Origin of the sequence: Deinococcus sp. NW-56 (genome assembly GCF_002953415.1) — a bacterium.
In the GTDB taxonomy this organism is placed as follows: domain Bacteria; phylum Deinococcota; class Deinococci; order Deinococcales; family Deinococcaceae; genus Deinococcus.
In genome coordinates this window covers 2,199,469-2,217,378 of the sequence record NZ_CP026516.1, presented here as the reverse complement: position 1 = coordinate 2,217,378, position 17,910 = coordinate 2,199,469, and the positions used below count along the sequence as shown (strand labels likewise).

General features: G+C 68.1%; 17 protein-coding genes. 6 read left to right on the top strand and 11 right to left on the bottom strand.

Annotated features, from left to right (window positions below):
• Positions 1-46 precede the first annotated feature (46 nt).
• The gene (locus C3K08_RS11175; RefSeq protein WP_104991377.1) at positions 47-1,150 is read left to right on the top strand and encodes an App1 family protein; all 1,104 of its coding nucleotides are present in this window, start codon (positions 47-49) and stop codon (positions 1,148-1,150) included.
• 79 nt (positions 1,151-1,229) lie between these two features.
• On the opposite strand, the gene rnr is transcribed toward C3K08_RS11175, so the two are convergent.
• Complete coding sequence (gene rnr / locus C3K08_RS11170; protein WP_234009059.1) at positions 1,230-4,985, bottom strand: ribonuclease R; 3,756 nt, start codon at positions 4,983-4,985, stop codon at positions 1,230-1,232.
• A gap of 257 nt (positions 4,986-5,242) precedes the next feature.
• Positions 5,243-6,019 (bottom strand): exodeoxyribonuclease III, encoded by a 777-nt coding sequence (locus tag C3K08_RS11165; RefSeq protein WP_104991376.1) that lies wholly within the window; start codon positions 6,017-6,019, stop codon positions 5,243-5,245.
• Between the two features lie 47 nt (positions 6,020-6,066).
• On the opposite strand from C3K08_RS11165, the gene C3K08_RS11160 reads away from it, so the two are divergent.
• Positions 6,067-6,375 (top strand): hypothetical protein, encoded by a 309-nt coding sequence (locus C3K08_RS11160; protein ID WP_104991375.1) that lies wholly within the window; start codon positions 6,067-6,069, stop codon positions 6,373-6,375.
• A 7-nt stretch (positions 6,376-6,382) separates the two neighbouring features.
• Here the strand turns inward: C3K08_RS11160 and C3K08_RS11155 are convergent, their stop codons facing one another.
• Entirely contained in the window at positions 6,383-6,970 is a 588-nt protein-coding gene (locus C3K08_RS11155; RefSeq protein WP_104991374.1) for a class I SAM-dependent methyltransferase, read from the bottom strand.
• A 165-nt stretch (positions 6,971-7,135) separates the two neighbouring features.
• Here C3K08_RS11155 and C3K08_RS11150 point away from each other — a divergent pair, with 165 nt between their 5' ends.
• Positions 7,136-7,360 carry a hypothetical protein gene (locus tag C3K08_RS11150; protein WP_104991373.1) on the top strand — a complete coding sequence of 75 codons (225 nt, stop codon included), beginning with the start codon at positions 7,136-7,138 and terminating at the stop codon, positions 7,358-7,360.
• Between the two features lie 56 nt (positions 7,361-7,416).
• On the opposite strand, the gene accC is transcribed toward C3K08_RS11150, so the two are convergent.
• The 3 genes from accC to efp form a co-directional block, all read right to left on the bottom strand.
• Entirely contained in the window at positions 7,417-8,754 is a 1,338-nt protein-coding gene (gene accC / locus C3K08_RS11145) for an acetyl-CoA carboxylase biotin carboxylase subunit (RefSeq protein WP_104991372.1), read from the bottom strand.
• Between the two features lie 92 nt (positions 8,755-8,846).
• Positions 8,847-9,386 (bottom strand): acetyl-CoA carboxylase biotin carboxyl carrier protein, encoded by a 540-nt coding sequence (gene accB, locus C3K08_RS11140; protein WP_104991371.1) that lies wholly within the window; start codon positions 9,384-9,386, stop codon positions 8,847-8,849.
• A 282-nt stretch (positions 9,387-9,668) separates the two neighbouring features.
• The gene (efp, locus tag C3K08_RS11135; protein WP_104991370.1) at positions 9,669-10,226 is read right to left on the bottom strand and encodes an elongation factor P; all 558 of its coding nucleotides are present in this window, start codon (positions 10,224-10,226) and stop codon (positions 9,669-9,671) included.
• A gap of 299 nt (positions 10,227-10,525) precedes the next feature.
• On the opposite strand from efp, the gene C3K08_RS11130 reads away from it, so the two are divergent.
• On the top strand, positions 10,526-11,251 hold the full coding sequence (locus tag C3K08_RS11130; protein WP_104991369.1) for a 50S ribosomal protein L25/general stress protein Ctc: 726 nt from the start codon (positions 10,526-10,528) through the stop codon (positions 11,249-11,251).
• A gap of 57 nt (positions 11,252-11,308) precedes the next feature.
• Here C3K08_RS11130 and C3K08_RS11125 read toward each other — a convergent pair whose 3' ends face one another.
• Complete coding sequence (locus C3K08_RS11125) at positions 11,309-12,343, bottom strand: aminopeptidase (protein WP_158679914.1); 1,035 nt, start codon at positions 12,341-12,343, stop codon at positions 11,309-11,311.
• Positions 12,344-12,379: 36 nt separating this feature from the next.
• Between C3K08_RS11125 and C3K08_RS11120 the strand changes: the two genes are divergently transcribed.
• Together C3K08_RS11120 and C3K08_RS11115 are read left to right on the top strand one after the other, a co-directional pair.
• Positions 12,380-12,838 (top strand): cupin domain-containing protein, encoded by a 459-nt coding sequence (locus tag C3K08_RS11120; protein WP_104991367.1) that lies wholly within the window; start codon positions 12,380-12,382, stop codon positions 12,836-12,838.
• 8 nt (positions 12,839-12,846) lie between these two features.
• The gene (locus C3K08_RS11115) at positions 12,847-13,440 is read left to right on the top strand and encodes an HD family hydrolase (protein WP_104992039.1); all 594 of its coding nucleotides are present in this window, start codon (positions 12,847-12,849) and stop codon (positions 13,438-13,440) included.
• Positions 13,441-13,509: 69 nt separating this feature from the next.
• Here C3K08_RS11115 and sufD read toward each other — a convergent pair whose 3' ends face one another.
• From sufD to sufC, 4 genes are all read right to left on the bottom strand, one after another.
• The gene (gene sufD / locus C3K08_RS11110; RefSeq protein WP_104991366.1) at positions 13,510-14,868 is read right to left on the bottom strand and encodes a Fe-S cluster assembly protein SufD; all 1,359 of its coding nucleotides are present in this window, start codon (positions 14,866-14,868) and stop codon (positions 13,510-13,512) included.
• Positions 14,865-15,140, bottom strand: coding sequence for a hypothetical protein (locus tag C3K08_RS17940; protein ID WP_158679913.1), 276 nt, complete (start codon positions 15,138-15,140; stop codon positions 14,865-14,867). The genes sufD and C3K08_RS17940 overlap by 4 nt, the downstream gene beginning before the upstream one ends.
• Positions 15,141-15,507: 367 nt before the next feature.
• Entirely contained in the window at positions 15,508-16,911 is a 1,404-nt protein-coding gene (gene sufB / locus C3K08_RS11105) for a Fe-S cluster assembly protein SufB (protein WP_104991365.1), read from the bottom strand.
• 28 nt (positions 16,912-16,939) lie between these two features.
• Positions 16,940-17,710: a Fe-S cluster assembly ATPase SufC gene (gene sufC / locus C3K08_RS11100; protein WP_104991364.1), complete on the bottom strand. Its 771-nt coding sequence runs from the start codon at positions 17,708-17,710 to the stop codon at positions 16,940-16,942.
• Positions 17,711-17,910 lie beyond the last annotated feature (200 nt).

Genomic DNA, 17,910 nt, shown 5'->3' with positions numbered 1-17,910 from the left:
CGCGCGGGACAAGCGGCGCGGCGGCTTGCGTAGACTGACCCCCGAAATGAGTGTCGCCAAGACAGCCTTCAAGAGGGCGCTCCCGGTGCTGGAGCGCGGACTGCTGGCGCTCGACCACGCGGTGAGCGGCTACGTGCAGCCCCGGCGGGCGCGGGGCAAGCTGATCTTGCAGCCCTACGTGGGCTGGGGTACCCCGCAGTCGGTCGAGGTGCAGGGGCGGGTGCTGCTCCCCCGCACCCTAGCCCCGGCCCGCAAGGGGGATGCCCGCTGGCGTAACTTCCGCAACGTGCTGCGGCGCCTGCTCTCGCGCGAAGTGGGCGGCGTGCGCGTGACGGGCACCCTGGGCGGCGTCACAGCCAGCGACGTGAGCGGCAGCGACGGCTACTTCACCCTGGTCTTCGCTCCTGCGCCCGGCGCCGCCCCCTTCGCTCCCGGCTGGCACGAGGCGCAGCTTCAGATCGAGGGCCGCGAGGGCACCACCCGCGCCCGCGTGCAGGTCGTCGCCGAGGCCCGCTTCGGCATCATCAGCGACCTCGACGACACCGTGATCCAGTCGGACGTGACCAGCCTGCCGCGCATGTTGATGACCAGCCTGACCGGCAACGCCCGCACCCGCCTGCCCTTTCCCGGCGTGGGGGCACTCTACCGGGCACTGACCCGCGAGGGTGAGGCCCGCAACCCGATCTTCTATGTCTCCAGCAGCCCGTGGAACTTCTTCGACCTGCTGTGGCAGTTTCTCGACTACCGCCGCATTCCGCTGGGGCCGCTGTTCCTGCGCAACTGGGGCTTCGACCTGCTGGGCGGGCACGGCGGCTACAAGCACGGGGTCATCGAGCGCATCTTCGAGCGCTACCCCGACCTCAAGTTCGTGCTGATCGGGGACAGCGGCGAGAAAGACCCTGAAATCTACGCCGAGGTCGTGCGCCGTCACCCCGACCGGGTGCTCGCGGTGTATATCCGCGACGTGACCGAGGCCAGCCGCGACGAGGGCGTCCTGAAGCTGCGGGGGGAGGTCCGCAAGGCGGGCGTGGACCTCGTGCTCGCCGCCGACAGCCTGAACGCCGCCAGCCACGCGATGAGCATGGGACTGATCACGCCGGGCGAGTTCCGCAGCGTGCTGACGAGCGTGGCGCGGACGTACGAGACGTAGGGGGAGTCGCCAGCAGCCAGCCGCCAGTCAAAGAGAGCGGGCCAGAGGTCTTCCCCTTGGCCCGCTCCCATGATGTGGCTTAGCCCTGCGGTCCGTTCCCGCCCCGGCGTCCCCGGCGGCGGCGGCGGCGGTTGGCGTCCCCGCCCGCGTCGGTCTGCTGCGGCTGGGTCTGGGGCTGGCCCGAGCGGGGCGTCCCACCACGCGGGCCGCCGCCCGAGCGGCCGTTCAAGTCCCGCACCGCGCCCCGGTCGTTCGCGCCGCGCGAGTAGGCCGGACCCCGGCTGCCCCGGTCGCTGCCGCGCCCGTCCTGCCCGAAGCGGCGGCCTCCGGAACGGCCCCCCTCGCCGTGGCCTCCCTCGTCGGGGGGGAGGTTCTCCACGGTCCAGTCCCCGAAGTACATCCGCTGCACCGTGATGTTCACCGGGCGCAGGTGCTCGTTGCGGGGGCGTTCCAGGGTGATGACCCGGCGGCCACCGCGCCCGCTGCCGTTCGGTTGGCCCTGGCCGTTTCCGGCAAGCCGCCCACCACGGTCACGGTCGCGGCCGTCCCGTCCGCCCTGGCCCTGCTGCGGTCCCCGTGCGGGGCGGGGCGCCGGGGAGGCGGGCTGGGGGTCGTCCAGGGTGAACTTGCGCGGCGCGGAGGTGCTCACCGTTTGCAGCTTCTCGCGCTTCTCGGCCTCGCGGTCCTCGCGGCGCCGGGCGCGGGGGCGAATGGGGTTGCCTTCCATATCGGTCTCCTGGGTGAAATCGATTTGCCGGGCCAGGGGGTTGACCTGGCTGATGGTCACGGTGACGTGGTCCCCGAGGCGGAAGGTGCGCCCGTTCGAGCGGCCCCGCAGCATCTGCGCGTCCTCGAGGTAGATGTAGTAGTCGTCGTCGAGGTGCGAGATGTGTAGCTTGCCCTCCACGCCGTTGTCCAGCGCCACGAACAGGCCGCTGGCGACCACGCCCGACACGTGGCCGGGGAAGGTTTCGCCGAGGTGTTCCTGCGCCCACTTCGCCTGGTAGTACTTCGTGAGGTCGCGCTCGGCCTCGGCCGCCGCCCGCTCGCGCTCGGAGGTGTGGTCGCCCATGCCGGGCAGCTTGGCCCGCAGGTCGTTCACGGCCCGGCTGTTCGCCCGCAGCTCGCCCGAGAGCATCCCCTTCAGGACGCGGTGGACCAGCAGGTCGGGATACCGGCGGATGGGCGAGGTGAAGTGCAGGTACTCGTCGAAGGCGAGGCCGAAGTGCCCGAGGTTCTCGCCCGCATACTTGGCCTGCTGCATGGAGCGCAGCAGCAGCGTGTTGACCACGCTCTCGCGCGGGGTGCCGCGCACGCCCTTGAGCACCGCCTGGTACGCCTGCGGGGTGGGTTCCCCGCCGGGGAAGGACAGGCCCAGCCGCGCGATCGCGTTCGTCGCCTCCTGGAACTTCTGGAGGGTGGGTTCCTCGTGGATGCGGAACAGGGCCGGAATCTCGCGCTGCAGCAGCTCGTGGGCCACCACCTTGTTGGCGAGCAGCATCAGGTCCTCGATCATCCCCCGCGCGGTTTCCTCGCGGATGGGGATCAGTTCCATGCGGCCGTCCTTGCCGACGTCCACCTTGACCTCGCGCAGCTTGAAGTCCAGCGAGCCTTCGCGCAGGCGCTTCTGGCGCAGCTTGGTCGTGATCTTCAGCAGCAGGTGGAGGTCACCCTCCAGGTGCCGGGCGTGGTCGGGCAGGGTGGCGGTCGCCTCCGAGTAGGCCTGCACCTCGTCGTAGGTCAGCCGGGCCTTGGAGTTGATCACCGAGGGCGCGAGCTGGACCTTCAGGATGTCGCCCTCCGCCGAAAGTTCGACCAGCGCGGTCATCGTCAGGCGGTCCTCGTAGGGCACCAGGCTGCACACGCCGTTGGAGAGGTGCTCGGGCAGCATGGGCAGCACGCGGCCGGGCAGGTACACGCTGGTGGCGCGGGCGTAGGCTTCCTTGTCGAGGGGCGAGCCTTCAGTCACGTAGTGGCTCACGTCCGCGATGTGGACGCCCACCACGAAGGTGCCTTCGGGCGTGGGTTGAATGTGAATGGCGTCGTCGAAGTCCTTCGCGTCGCGCCCGTCCACCGTGAAGATGTTGAACTCGCGCAGGTCGAGTCGGCCCACCAGCGCCTCGGCGGGAATCTGGGTGGGAATGGCGTTCGCCTGCTCCAGCACCTCCTCCGGAAACTCGCCGCGCAGCCCGTACTTGACGATAACGGCTTCTGTCTCGGTCTCGGGGTCGTCCTGCTCGCCCAGCACGCGGGTAACCTGCCCGAAGACCTCGTCCTCGCCGGTCCCCTCGGGCCAGAACAGCTCGGCCACGACCCTCGCGCCGCTGTGCAGCTCGTCGATGCCCTGTGGCAGCAGCAGAATGCGGTGCCGGGCGCGGTGGTCGTCGGGCTTGAGGATGGGGTGGCCCTTGCTGAATTCCAGCGTGCCCACGAGCTGCTTGTAGGCCCGCTGCACGATGCGGACCACCGACGCACGGGGGCTGCCGTCGCCGCGCTGGCCCCGGCGGGGTCCCCGGCTGCCGCCGTCCCGCCCCCCGTCGCCCCGGCCCTCCATCCGCACCAGCACGATGTCGCCGTTCCAGGCTTCCATCGTGTGCTCGGGCGCGACATAGAAGTCCTCGCCGCCGGAGTCGGGCACCACGAAGCCGAAGCCCGCTGCCGACGCCTGGAAGCGTCCCCGCACGAGGTTCATCGCCTCGGGCAGCCCGTAGGTGCGCTTGCGGGTGCGGATCACCTCGCCCGTGCGGGTCAGGTCGTCCAGCAGCGCTTCGAGGTCGCGCCAGTCGCCCAGCCGGTCGAGCATCTGCCGGGTGAAGGTGCGTTCCAAGTCGCGCACGTGAATGGGCCGCCCCAGCTTGCGGAGCTGCGCCACCACGAGGCTGCGGCCAGGGTCGTCCGACGAGGCACGCTCCGCCTCGGCGCGGGCCTCGTCTTCGTCCTCCGTCTCATGCGGAAGGTCGATCAGGGGTTCGGGCGTGTCGGATTGTCCGTCGCCCGTCAGGGTGATGACTGGGGCAGGCTCGTCGCCCGCCGGGGCGGGGGCGTCCTCCACCTCGACGGACTCGACGCCACCCAGCACCTCGTCCAGCGGGGCCTCGGCGGGTTCGGGGGTCGGGGTCGCCTTGGCCTTGCGGCCGCGCCGGGGCTTGGGCACCTCCAGCAGCACGGGGTCGGTCGGCTCGCTCGCCACGGGCGGGAGCACGTCGGGCTGCGGCGCGGCGGCTTCGGCCACGGGGGCAGTCTTTGCCTTGCGGCCCCGGCGCGGCCCTGCGGGGGCTTCGGGCGGGGTGACCTCGGTTGCTTCGGCCACCGGGGGCGCGGGGTCGGGAGTGGGCTCCGCGGTCGCTGCCTCCGCCACCTTAGGTTGACGGCCCCGGCGGGCAGGCTTGGCGGGGGCCGGGGCTTCCGGCTCGGACCGGTTGGCGGTGATGACTGGACTTTCGGCCGTCACCTCCGGGGTGGGTTCAGGAGTCACGGCCGTCGCCCTGCGCCCACGGCGGGGCTTGGGGGCGGGCACGGGTTCGGTCGCCGCCTGCTCGGCGGGCTCGACGGATTCGGGAGTGGCGTTCGCCGGAGCGGTCACGGCCCGCGCGGAACGGCCGCGCCGGGGCTTGGGGGCCTCCGCTGAGGGAGGGGTGTCTTGGGGGGCCGCCTGTTTCGGGGACGCAGTCGCGGCGGCCTTCGCCGGGCGTCCGCGCCGCTGGGGGGCCGGGGTCTGAGCCTCAGAAGGCTGGGCCTCTGGGGCCTGGGGCTCGGCGGCGGGAGTGGTCTGTTCTTCGGAGGCGGTGCGGCGCAGCTCGTCCGGCGCCACGCGCTCCTTTTTCGCTCTGGGCATTCCTCACCTATCAGGACGTGCCCATGGGACTCTATGTGGAGGTCGTTTCCGGCGAGGGCGGCCACACGGCGTGGGCAGGCATCTGAGCCGAAACGACGCTCTCGCCCAGGGGCAGAGGGTTTCGCGCTTGTCTCGGGTCGCGCCCGGCCCCCTCCCGTGCGGGCGGTGCCCGGAGGCGGGGGGCAGGGGCACAGTCCTATGACCCGGCAGCGCGGTCAGTCTACCACGCGGGACCTGACGGCACCTTGAGGAGTGCCTCAGGCGGTTTCTGACGCGGAAGTCACCCACCCCGTCACGGGCGCGTGGTCGCTGAGGCGGGCGGCGCGGTCCACCACGACCTCCCGCACCTCCACCCCGGCCGCAAGCAGGTAGTCGATGCGCCAGCCCACGTCGTTTGCGTAGGCGTTGCCCCGGTTGCTCCACCAGGTGTATTCGGACCGCTCGCCGAGAGCGGCACGGTGCGCGTCGGTCAGGCCGCAGGAAAGGTGGGCAGTCATCCACTCGCGCTCGTGGGGCAGAAACCCGCTGTTGCCCCGGTTGCTGCGCCAGTTTTTGAGGTCGAGTTCGCGGTGCGCCACGTTGTAGTCGCCGCCGATCACCAGGGGCAGGCCCTGCGCGAGCGTGCCCAGCGTCCAGGCGTGGTAGTCGGCCAGCACCCGGTCCTTGAACCCCTGCCGCTCGGGACCGGAGCTGCCGCTGGGCAGGTACACGCTGGCGAAGCGCACTCCGCGCACCACCGCGCTGAGCACCCGGCCCTCGGCGTCCATCTCGGGGTGGTCCATGCCGGGGCGCACGTCCTCCAGCCCGTGGCGGCTGAGGACCGCCACGCCGCTGTAGCCGGGTTTGCGGGCGGGAAACCACGCGCTGCCGTAGCCCAGCGCGGCGAACGGCCCCGGCATGGGGTCGGCGCGAACTTCTTGCAGCAGCAGCACGTCGGGCGCTTCGCGGGCGACCCAGCCTTCCAGCCCTTTGCGCAGGGCGCTGCGCAGCCCGTTGACATTCAGGGTGGTGACCTTCAGGGGCGCGGAGAGCATCGGCGCGGAGGATAGCGCCCCTCCCGGTCGGGTACCCTGGGGGCAGTATGGTCGAGATCAAGTTCCGCAACGAGCAGGATGGCCGCGAGTTCGAGCTGACCCACCCCCGCGCCGCCCGCGTGCTGGAGGACGTGCGGACCTGGGCCGAGGGCAACGGCTTCGCGCACGTCACCTTCTGGCGCGACGCCGCGGACGAGGCCAAGCTGTGGGTGCAGCTCGGGGACGACCGCCTGAACTACTGGATGCCGGTGAGCACCTTCACCGAGGGCCGCCACGAGACGGTCGAGATGCAGCTCGACTACGCCCGTGGTGCCCAGCGCCGCAGCGCCGCCGGATACGAGCGCTTCGACAAGTAAGCCTGCCCTAACGCCGCTCCACCTCGACCCGCAGGTGGAGGGTGTCGGTTAGGGAGGGGGTCAAGTCTCGCCCGCCGAGGCTCACCCCATAGCTGGCCGCCAGTACCCGCACGTCCTCTGGCATCAGCACGACCGGAAAGAAGAGGTCAGCTTCGGTGGGTGGGGAAGGCGGTTCCGACGGCGCCCCACCCAGACCCCGCAGCCGGGCGAGGTGCCAATCCCCCTGCGCCGCCACGACGAGCTGACCTCCGGGCCGCAGCACCCGCCGCGCCTCGGCCAGAGCGCGGGCGGGGCCAGGCAGGTGGGCCAGCACGCGCACGAGCAGCACGGCATCGAAAGAGGCGGCGGGAAAGGGGAGACGCTCGGCCACGCCGCGCTGAATTCCGAATCCCGGCTCGGGGTCCAGTCCGAACACGCCGCCTTCGTGACCGCGTGCCTTTAGCGCCCGCAAGAGCCGCCCGTCGGCCGCACCCACGTCGAGCACGCGGGCGGTGGGCGAGAGGTTCAGCGCGTCCAGCAGAGGTTCCTCCGGCCAACCCCATCCCAGCCGCCGCGAGAGCCGCGCGTCCCGTTCCTTCCAACCAGGCAGGCTCATCGGGTGCAGTCTGGCACGGCTTTTACAGCCTCCTTGTGAACACTCCACACAACGTTTACAACGTGGCGCTCTTTACGTTTCGGGCCGGGAGCGCGGGCGAGAGTTGACCCGTGTTCGGGGCAGGACCACCCTCCCCGAGAGTTCTCCCGAAAGGCAGGTTGACCCATGAAACTGTCCAACATCATGTACATCCTCGGTTTCGCCTCGATTCTCACCTCGGCCGCCAGCTTCACCGCTGGCAAGGCGGACGGCGGCGCAGGCGACAAGGGCGGCGAGGAAAAGCAGCGCAGCGGCCTGTTCATCGGCTTCTGGCCCCCCACGTTCTTTATCCTCGGCAAGATCATCGAGGACCGCGAGAACAAGAACCAGAACATCCTGACCGGCGAGTAAGCCGACCAGAGCAGAAGGGACGTGGTGCGAGGCCACGTCCCTTCTTCCCGTTTGGATCACATCTCCATGCGCGTCTTGAGGAAGTTGGTCATCACGGCGCCCCGCTTGTAAAAGGGATTGTCCATGATCTTGATGTAGAGCGGGATGGTGGTCTTGGGACCGTGGATCACGCTCTCCTCGAGTGCCCGCTTCATGCGGCTGATCGCCTGCTCGCGGCTGTCGTGGTGGACGATCAGCTTGCCGATCAGCGAGTCGTAGTGGGGCGGGATCACGTACCCGGTGTACGCGTGGCTGTCCACCCGCACGCCGGGGCCGCCCGCGAAATGCACGTCGTCGATCTTGCCCGCTGCTGGGCGGAAGTCCTTGTCGGGGTCTTCCGCATTGATGCGGCACTCGATGGAATGGCCGTGCAGCTTCACGTCCTCCTGCCGCAGGTGCAGGCCCTCGCCCGCCGCGATCTGAAGCTGGAGCCGCACGAAGTCGAGGCCCGAGATCATCTCGGACACGCAGTGCTCGACCTGAATGCGGGTGTTCATCTCCATGAAGTAATAGTTGCCGTCGCGGTCCACGATAAATTCCAGGGTGCCCGCGCCCGCGTAGTTCACGTGCTTGGCGAGGCGCACGCCCGCGTCCAGAATCTCCTGCCGCAGCGATTCGGGCAGGGTCGAGGGCGCTTCCTCGATCAGCTTCTGGTTGCGGCGCTGGATGGAGCAGTCGCGCTCGCCGATGTGGATCACGTGGCCCTGGCCGTCGCCCATCACCTGCACCTCGACGTGCCGGAACTCCTCCAGGAACTTCTCCATGATGATCGCGGGGTCCCCGAAGTACAGCCGCGCTTCCTCCTGCGCCTGCGCGAAGCCCTTGGCGAGTTCGTCCTGGGTACGGATCACCTTCTGGCCGCGCCCGCCACCGCCCGCGCTGGCCTTGAGCAGCACCGGGTAGCCGATCTGCTTGGCGGCGAGCAGCGCGGCGTCCACGTCGTCGAGCACGCCCGTTCCGGGCACGACCGGCACCCGACTCTGCGCGGCGATATCGCGCCCGCCCGCCTTGCTTCCGAGCGCCCGCATGGATTCCGGCGTCGGCCCGATAAAGACGAGGCCGTGCTCGCGGCACATTTCCGCAAAGTCGGGGTTTTCGGCCATGAAGCCGTAGCCGGGGTGAATCGCCTCGGCCCCGGTCATCAGCGCGGCCGAGAGGATGTTGGGGATGTTCAGGTAGCTCGCGGTCGAGGCGGGCGGCCCCACACACACCGACTCGTCGGCCAGGAGCACGGGCAGGCTCTTCTCGTCGGCGGTGGAGTACACCACGACCGTCTTGATGCCCATCTCCCGCGCGGTGCGGATGACGCGCAGGGCGATCTCGCCGCGGTTGGCGATCAGGATTTTCTTGAACATGGGCTTGCCTCCGGCAAGGGTCTAAGGGTCAAAGAGCCGAAGGGTCCAAGGGCTGGAGCGTTCTCGACCCTTAGACTCTCCGACCCTCGACATCACTCGATGATGAACAGCGTCTGTCCGTACTCCACCGGCTCGGCGTTCTTTACCAGGATCTCGCGCACCACGCCGCCGGTCTCGGCCTCGATCTCGTTCATCAGCTTCATCGCCTCGATGATGCACAGCACCTGCCCGGCGCTCACCGTGTCGCCCACCTTGACGTAGGGCGCCGCGTCGGGGCTGCTGGCCGAGTAGAAGGTGCCCACGATGGGCGCCTTGACCGGCGTTCCGGCGGAGGCGGGCTTGGCCGGGGACGCCGCGGGGGTGGGCGTCTCGGCGGGGGCGTTGGCGGAGGCCGCAGGCGCCGGAGCGCTGGGAGCCTCGGCGGAAGCGGGCGCTGCGCTGCTGGCCGCTAGCGGCTGGAAGCTGGGCGCCGCGTGGGGAGCCGGGGCGGGGGCGCTTGCCAGAGCCGACATGCCTGCGGCCTGCGGGCCACGCTTAAGGTCGAGGGCGAAGGAGCCGGTCGTCAGGCTGAACTCGCGCACATCGGCCTGGCTGAGGGCGTCGAGAATCTTCTTCAGGTCGTCTGGGTTCATGGTTCCTCCCGGAAGGGTAAGCGGTGCGGGGCGGGCGGTCATACGAATGGCGGTCGACTCGTGAGGGTCAACCCGAGCGGACTTGCAAAGCTGCGAAGCAGCGCGAGAAGCAACGACCACGGATTGCGGGAGATGGACGAGGATTCGGTGCTCTCCCGAATCTTAAGGAATCGGACGCACTCCGTCGCACTCGCCGCCGAACAGGGGCGAACTGGACCGAGTCTAACGGCATGGCGAAACGCCGCCCCCACAGTCGGGAGGCGGCGCTTCGGGCGGAGGTCATCAGGCGCGGCTGAGGTACTGGCCCGTGCGGGTGTCGACCTTCACGTCGGTGCCCTGCTCGACGAACAGCGGCACCTGCACGACCGCGCCCGTCTCCAGGGTGGCGGGCTTGGTGCCGCCCGAGACGGTGTCGCCGCGCACGCCGGGGTCGGTCTGGGTGATCTTGAGGATGACCTGATTGGGCAGCGTGATGCTCAGCGGCTTGTCGCCGTACATCGCCACCTCGATCTCGGTGTTCTCCTTCATGAACTTGGCCGCGTCGCCCACCAGCGAGGGGGGCAGGTGCACCTGGTCGTAGGTTTCCAGGTCCATGAACACGAAGTCCGAGCCGTCCTTGTAGAGGAACTGCATCTTCTTGCCCTCGACGTAGATGTCCTGAAGCTTCTCGCCGCTGTTGAAGGTGCGGTCCACGATGGAGCCGGTCTCCATGTTGCGGAACTTGGTGACCACCTTGGCGCCGCCGCGCCCCATCTTGAGGTGGGAGTACTCCAGGCACTCCCACAGGCCGCCGTCCATCTCCACCTTGGTGCCGTTGCGCAGTTCTGTCACGCTGATCATGTGTGTCTCCTTGTCTCCGAGCCCTGCCGGGGGCGGGCCGTGCTGCTGTGGCCGTTCCTGTCTGGATTTGGCCGGGGCGCTTTTCCTGTCTGCCAGGGCGCCGCGCGGCAACAGGCCGGATTCTAGCAGAGGCGGCCCGGAGCCGAGAGGCGGAGGGAGTCCTGTGCCCTGCTCCCGCGCCCGCCCCGATTTGCTACACTGCCAGGGTTGCATGGCCCCCGCCCCCATGTCCCCGGACTCCTGGCCCCGGACGCGGCGCGGGTGAGGCGGCCACTGCGGACCCCGGAGGAAACACGCACATGGAACTGAGAGCCATCCCCCGCACCGGCCAGCAGAAGCTGGCGCCCGGATTGATCCCCGCCGTCGCCTACAACAAGGAGAAGAACGTCTCCTTCGCCATCGAGCGCAAGGCCTTTGACCGCGCCTTCCGTCAGCAGGGCACCACGGGCCTCTTCGACATCACCCTGGAAGGCGGCGAGACCTTCCCGGCCCTCGTCAAGACCGTCCAGATGGACAAGCGCCGCCGCGAGGCGATCCACGCCGACTTCTACCTGGTGACCTACGGCGAGCCCGTGCAGGTCAGCGTGCCCGTCCACACCACGGGCAAGAGCCAGGGCGAAGTCATGGGCGGCCTGGTCGACATCGTGGTGCACAACCTCGACATCGTGGCCCCCGGTCCCCGCCGCATCCCGCAGGAAATCAGCGTGGACGTGGCTGCCCTGAACATCGGCGACCACGTGACCGCCGGGCAGATCAAGCTCCCCGAGGGCGTCAAGCTCGCCGTGGAAGAGGACCTCGTGGTCATCAGCGTGCTGCCGCCCCGCCTCACCGCCGAGGAGCTGGAAGCCGAGACCCAGGCCGCCCAGGTTGCTGGTCTGGTCGCCGCGGGCGAACTCTCCGAGGAGGCCGCCGCCGCCGTACTGGAGGGCGACGCCAGCATCGAGGAGGTCAAGGCCGAGGCCGCCGAGGGCAGCGAAGCCCAGCGCGAGACCGCTGAGGCCAGCGACGAGGCCAACCAGGGCTAAGCCCCCGATACGTCTGGGCCGGGATTCCCCCTGGGGGGTCCCGGCCTTCTTCTCTTCTCATTGCCCCCGCAGGCAGGCCACCCGTTCGCCGGACGGACGCTCGCCGCAGCGCCGCGCCAGCGCGTAGAAGGTGGGGAGGTCACCTCTGACCCGTCCCAGCGCCGCCTCGAACTCGGGCACCAGCGTCGCGTAGGCGGCGACCGAAGCCAGGGCCGCGTTGTTGACTCCAGTGGCAAACCAGCCGTCGTAGCCCGCGTAGCCGCCCCAGCTTGCCTTGAGGGCTGTATAGCGTTCCTGCAAGGCGGTCAGCACCGCCGCCTTGCGTGTCCGCAACTCGTCCGGCGTGAGGGGCTGCGCGTAGAGGGACTGCAACTCGGCCCGCGCCTCCAGCAGCAGGGCCTCGAACGCCTGCGACCGTTCCTGCGCGATCCGGTCGGCCTCTCTCAGTTCCGGCGTCCCGTGTGCCGAAAACCAGCGCCGCCACCCTTCCTCCTCCACGGCTGTGGCAAAGGATTCGTTGTAGACGGTATCGCCGGGCATGTACACGGCGGGGTGGGCGAGTTCGTGGATCACGGTGCGAATCAGGGTGGGGTCGGGGTAAGCCAGCATGGTGGAGAGCACTGGGTCGCGCAGGTAGCCCAGCGTGCTGTACGCGGTCACGCCGCCCACCCGCACGTCCTCGCCCGCTGCCCGGCGCGTGTCGGCGTAGGCCCGCGCATCGGCCTCCCGAAAGTAGCCCCGGTAGCCCACGCACCCGGCCACCGGAAAACAGGAGGTCAGCAGATCCAGCCCGAACTCCTGTGCCCGGAACACGTTCCACACCACGTAAGGGCGGCCCACGTCCACATATTTGTGGTAGGCCCCCCGGTCGGGCAGGCCCAACTCGCCCACGGCGAAGGCGCGGACCTCCCCCACCAGCGCCAGCTTGCGGCGTGTCTCCGACGGGGTCGCGGGGTCCACCAGCACGTTCGCCACCGGCCGCGCCCGCACCAGCAGGTCGAGCTGCCCGGCCGCCGCCTGGGTCAGATACCGGACCTCGCCGCAGCCACTCAGGGCCACCATCAGCACGCCGCCCACCACCCACGCCTTCATAGGAGGCAGCATAGCGGCGGGCGCGTAGGCTGGAGCATGGTGCCTGAAGCTCTGCCCCTCGCGCCCAACGGGGATGTGCCCAATGACCCCCGCCCCGTGCTGATCTACCGCGCCGCGTTGACGGGCCACACGCCCGCCCAGATCGAACAGCACCTCGCCGAACGCGGCTGGACGAACGCCTGGCGAAACGGCATTTGCGACTTCCACCACTACCACTCAACCGCCCACGAAGTCCTTGTCATCGCCCGCGGTCAGGCCCGCCTCACCCTCGGCGGCGAGGGCGGCCCGCAGGTGCAGGTGGGGGAGGGGGACGTACTGCTCCTGCCCGCTGGAACCGGACACAGGAATGACGGCAGCAGCGCCGACCTGCTGGTGATCGGTGCCTATGCTGGGGGACGCGAGTGGGACCTGTGCCGCCCGGAGGAGACAGACGCGGAGGAGGCGCGGGAGAGGATTGGGCGGGTGCCGGGGTGGGGGAGGGAGCCGGTAGGATGAACTCACTGATGCAGCGCCTGCCCGCCCAAATTGACTTTCTGCTGGCTTGTGACCGCCTGAAGAGCGTGCAGCGAACGACTTTCCTGCATGCTGGCGTCCGTGCTGAGAACAGTGCCGAGCACTCCTGGCACCTGGCACTGATGGCTCTCACGCTGGGTGAGCATGCTCCTAGGGGTACCGACCTGAACCATGTTGTGCGCCTGCTGCTCATCCACGACCTCGTGGAGATTCACGCTGGGGACTTGCCCTTCACCGCCACCGCCGAGCAGCACGCTGCTCAAGCAGATGCCGAGAAATCTGCCGCTGCAAGGCTGTTCGGCACCCTTCCTGCTGAACAGGCCGCTGAGTTTCTTGCCCTCTGGCAGGAATTTGAGGCCTGTGAAACTGGAGAGGCTCGTTTCGCCCGTGCGCTGGACGCCCTTCAGCCTATGCTGCTCACCTGGGGGGACGGTGGCCTGGGTTGTGCGGAGCGTTACCCAGCCCTCACCGCCGAACGCGTGCTGAACCTGAAGGAAAAATACCTGCGCGACTTCCCCACGTTGTGGGCGGTGGCGCGGGAGCTGATCGCCCAAGCCGAGCGGACTGGCCTGATTCACCCTTGAAGCCGCACCAACAGAAACCAGCGGCCAATCCCTCTTCGAGACTGACCGCTGAAAGCTAACCGCTTGTCCTTACGCCGCTCCCACCTTCTCCGCGATGATGCCCTCGATGTACTTCACCACGCTCTGGAGCGGCACGCGCGAGAGCACGTCCTCCAGGAAGGCGGTGACGAGCATCTTCTCGGCGAGTTCCTTGTGGATGCCGCGCGAGCGCAGGAAGAACAGGGCCTCCTGATTGACGGGGCCGGTGGTCGAGCCGTGCGAGCAGCGCACGTCGTTGGCGTTGATCTCCAGCTGGGGCACCGAGAAGTTCTGCGCCTCGCTCGACAGCATCAGCGTGCGGTGCTTCTGGTAGGCGTCGGTCTTCTGGGCGCCGAGGTCCACCTTGATCATGCCGCTGAACACGCCCACCGACTGATCAGCGTTCACGCCCTTGTACAGCAGGTCGCTGTGCGCGTGCGGCGCGGCGTGGTGCTGAAGCGTGTAATGGTCGAAGTGCTGGTCCTCGTTGGCGAAGTACAGCGCCAGCATTTCACTGTCGCTGCCCTGCCCACGCAGGTAGGACTGCATCTCGGTGCGGCTCAGCGTCCCACCCATCGTCACGACGAGGCTGTTCAGCGTTGCGTCGCGGTGGACGTCGCCGCGCTGACGCTGGATATGCGTCACGCCCTTGCCCCAGTTCTGGATGGAGACGTAGCGCAGCCGCGCTCCCGACTTGACCACCAGCTCGACCGCGCCGATGGCGTAGGTGCCCGGCAGTTCCTCGCTGTCCTGCTCGTCAATGAAAGTGACCTGCGCGTTCTCCTCCGCCACGACGAGGGTGCGGGTCGCCGTGTAGGTGCCCGCCTCGCTCATCACGCGGAAGGAGCCGAGGGGAAGCTCCACTTCGACGCCACGCGGCACGTACACGAACGCGCCGTTGGTCCACAGGGCCGCCGCCAGCGCGGAGAACTTGCCCTCGCTGGGGTCGGGGGACTTGCTGGGCGTAGTGCCGGGCGCGGCGATGGTGGTGTCGTCGGGCACTTCCGCCGGGACCACCGAGTACAGGTACTGCTGCACCTTGTCCGCGTGCTGCTCCACCGCCGTCTTCAGGTCGGTGAAGATCACGCCCTTCTCGCGCAGGTCGGCGGGCAGTTCGGTCGCGTACACCACGTCCGGGCCGTCCAGCACGAGGTAGGCGCCCACGTCGGTGCTCGTCAGGCGCTTCTGCACGCTCTGCGGCAGCGCCGCGATGTCAGCCACGCGCTCCCGCTTGGGGTGAGGGCGCAGCTCGCCAAAGTCCACGTCCACACGGGTGTACTTCCAGGCCTCGACGCCCTCGTTGGGCACTTCGAGCGTGTTGAAGAGGTCGAGGGATTCGCGGCGCTTGTTGCGCAGCCACTCGGGACCACCCGCCTGGGTGACGAGGTCTTGGGTAAAGGGTTGGGTCATGGGTTAGGGTTCTCCTTTTCGCCGCTGCCTGCATAACCCTGCTCGGCAACGAAGTTTTCTGTCAGGGTCAGGAGTTCGGCAAACTCCTCTCGGCCCTGCTCTACTTCCGCTTTCAGGAAAGAAAGCAGAACGAGCCAGCCTCTAGGGCTTAAGCGGTCGATTTGTTCGTGGAGTTTCTGAGACGCAGCCATAGCGGGAAGAGGCCAGAGAACGAGATCAAACTCAAACGCACGGTTCGCCCTGATGGACAGTGATTTCAGCCTGTTCGGCACTGGCATAGGGTGTCTGCACGGCCTTTGCCAGTACGCAGCTTTGATCTCCTGCCCGGAACTTCTGATAGGACGCCTCGTCGCCGAACACATGGCAGGTCATCTGTTGCCCATCGCTTAAGGAGCGGATCTCGAAAGCGTGGGCACACGCTCTGGCCTCGGCGGTCGGGTCACGTCCGCGCCGTAACTGAACAGCGACCTCGCGGCTGGGATAGGCACGGCCCAGGTCTTGCCACGCATACACTTGATGAGTCAGACCGTACAGGGGCCGACGAAACAAGCTGGGATCGAATTCCAACCGGAGGGCTGTCCACCCGGCGGCAGCGACTGTTGCCAGCACTGCCACGCAGATGAACAGCCCCCGCTTCACTCAGCCGACCGAGCCTTCCATCTCCAGCTCGATCAGGCGGTTCAGTTCCACCGCGTACTCCAGCGGGAGTTCCTTGGCGATCGGCTCGATGAAGCCGCGCACGATCAGGCCTGCCGCCTCGTCCTCGCTCAGGCCGCGGCTCTGGAGGTACAGGATCTGCTCGTCGTTGATCTTGGAGACGGTCGCCTCGTGGCCGACGCTCGCGTCCTTTTCCTCGATCTCGATGTAGGGGTAGGTGTCGGTGCGGGCTTCCTCGTCGAGCAGAAGGGCGTCGCACTCGACGTTCGTCTTGCTGCCACGGGCGCCCTCGTAGATCTTGACGAGGCCACGGTAGGAGGAGCGGCCGGAGTCCTTGGAGATCGACTTGGACACGATGGTGCCGCTGGTGTACGGCGCGAAGTGGACGATCTTCGCCCCCGCGTCCTGGTGCTGGCCGCGTCCGGCCATCGCGATGGACAGGACCTCACCACGGGCGCCTTCCTCCAGCAGGTAGCAGGCGGGGTACTTCATGGTGACCTTGGAGCCCAGGTTGCCGTCCACCCACTCCATCACGCCGTTGCCGTACACGGCGGCCCGCTGGGTCACGAGGTTGTAGACGTTGTGGCTCCAGTTCTGGATGGTCGAGTAGCGGAAGCGGGCGCCTTCCTTGACGATGATCTCGATCACGCCGGAGTGGAAGGAGTCGCTGGCGTAGGTCGGCGCCGTGCAGCCCTCGATGTAGTGGGCCTGGGCGCCCTCGTCCACGATGATCAGGGTGCGCTCGAACTGCCCGCTGCTCTCCGCGTTGATGCGGAAGTAGGTCTGAAGGGGAATGTCCACCTTCACGCCCTTGGGCACGTACACGAAGGACCCGCCCGACCACACCGCCGAGTTGATCGCCGCGAACTTGTTGTCCTCGGGCGGCACGACGGTGGCGAAGTACTCGCGGAAGAGGTCGGGGTACTGCTTGAGGCCGTCCTCAATGGAGAGGAACACGACGCCGAGCTTCTCCCACTCCTCCTTGAGGTTGTGGTACACCATCTCGGATTCGTACTGGGCGCCGACGCCCGCCAGCGCCTTGCGCTCGGCTTCTGGGATGCCCAGGCGCTCGAAGGTCTGCTTCACGTCGTCGGGCACGTCGTCCCAGGAACGGGCGTTAAAGCCCTCAGGCTTGATGTAGTAGTAGATCTCGTCGAGGTTGAGACCGCTGAGGTCCGCACCCCAGGTGGGCATGGGCTTGGAGTAGAAGATCTCCAGCGCCTTGAGGCGGAAGTCGAGCATCCACTGCGGCTCGTCCTTGGCCTTCGAGATCATCTCGACGACCTCGCGCGAGAGGCCCTTGGGCGCCTTGACGGCGTACCGCTCGGGGTTGCTCCAGCCGTACTCGTAGTCCTTGTTGATGTTGGCCACTTCGGGATTGGTCATTTGGAAGCTCCTTGAGAGGAGGAAGGGGTCAGTCGCCCGCGACCGCGAGCTGCTTGACCCAGTCGTAGCCTTCCGAGTCGAGCTTCTGGGCGAGTTCGGGGCCGCCCGACTGCACGACGCGGCCGTCCACGATGATGTGGACCCGGTCAGGCACGATGTAGTTCAGCAGGCGCTGGTAGTGGGTGATGATCAGGCCGCCGAGATTCGGGCCGCGCAGGCTGTTCACGCCCTTGGCGACGATCTTGAGGGCGTCCACGTCGAGGCCGGAATCGGTCTCGTCCATGATGATGTAGTTCGGCTCCAGCATCAGCATCTGGAGAATCTCGTTGCGCTTCTTCTCGCCGCCGGAAAAGCCCTCGTTGAGGTAGCGCTCGACGATGCTCTCGTCCCACTCCAGGGTCTTCAGGGCACCCGTGAGCTTGCCGTAGAACTCGGTGAAGCTGACCTCCTCGCCCTCGGCCTTGCGGGCCTGCATGGCGAGGCGCAGGAAGTTGGCGATGGTCACGCCGGGAATCTCGACCGGGTACTGGAAGGCCAGGAAGACGCCGAGGCGGGCACGCTCGTCGGGCTCCATCTCCAGGATGTTCTGGCCGTCCACGAGGACTTCGCCTTCGGTCACGGTGTACTCGGGGTCGCCCACGATCACCTTGGCGAGGGTGCTCTTGCCGTTGCCGTTCGGCCCCATGATCGCGTGCAGTTCGCCGCGCGGCACGACGAGGTTGACCCCCTTCAGGATGGGCTGGTCACCGACGGAGGCGTGGAGGTTACGAATCTCGAGCTGGTGGGGCTGATCGGTCATGAAAGCTCCTTTGGCTGGGTCACTCTTCTTGAGAATGATTCCTAGTTATGGGGGTATTCTACCCACTCCGCCCGCTAAAGTCGAGTGAGTTGGTGTGGATTGAACGGCCAGGCCGGACGCGTCGGGGAGGCCGCGCGGCGGCGCCGGATGAGGGCCGGATCAGCTCTTTTCACGCTTGCCACGTCCCCGCGTGCTACCCG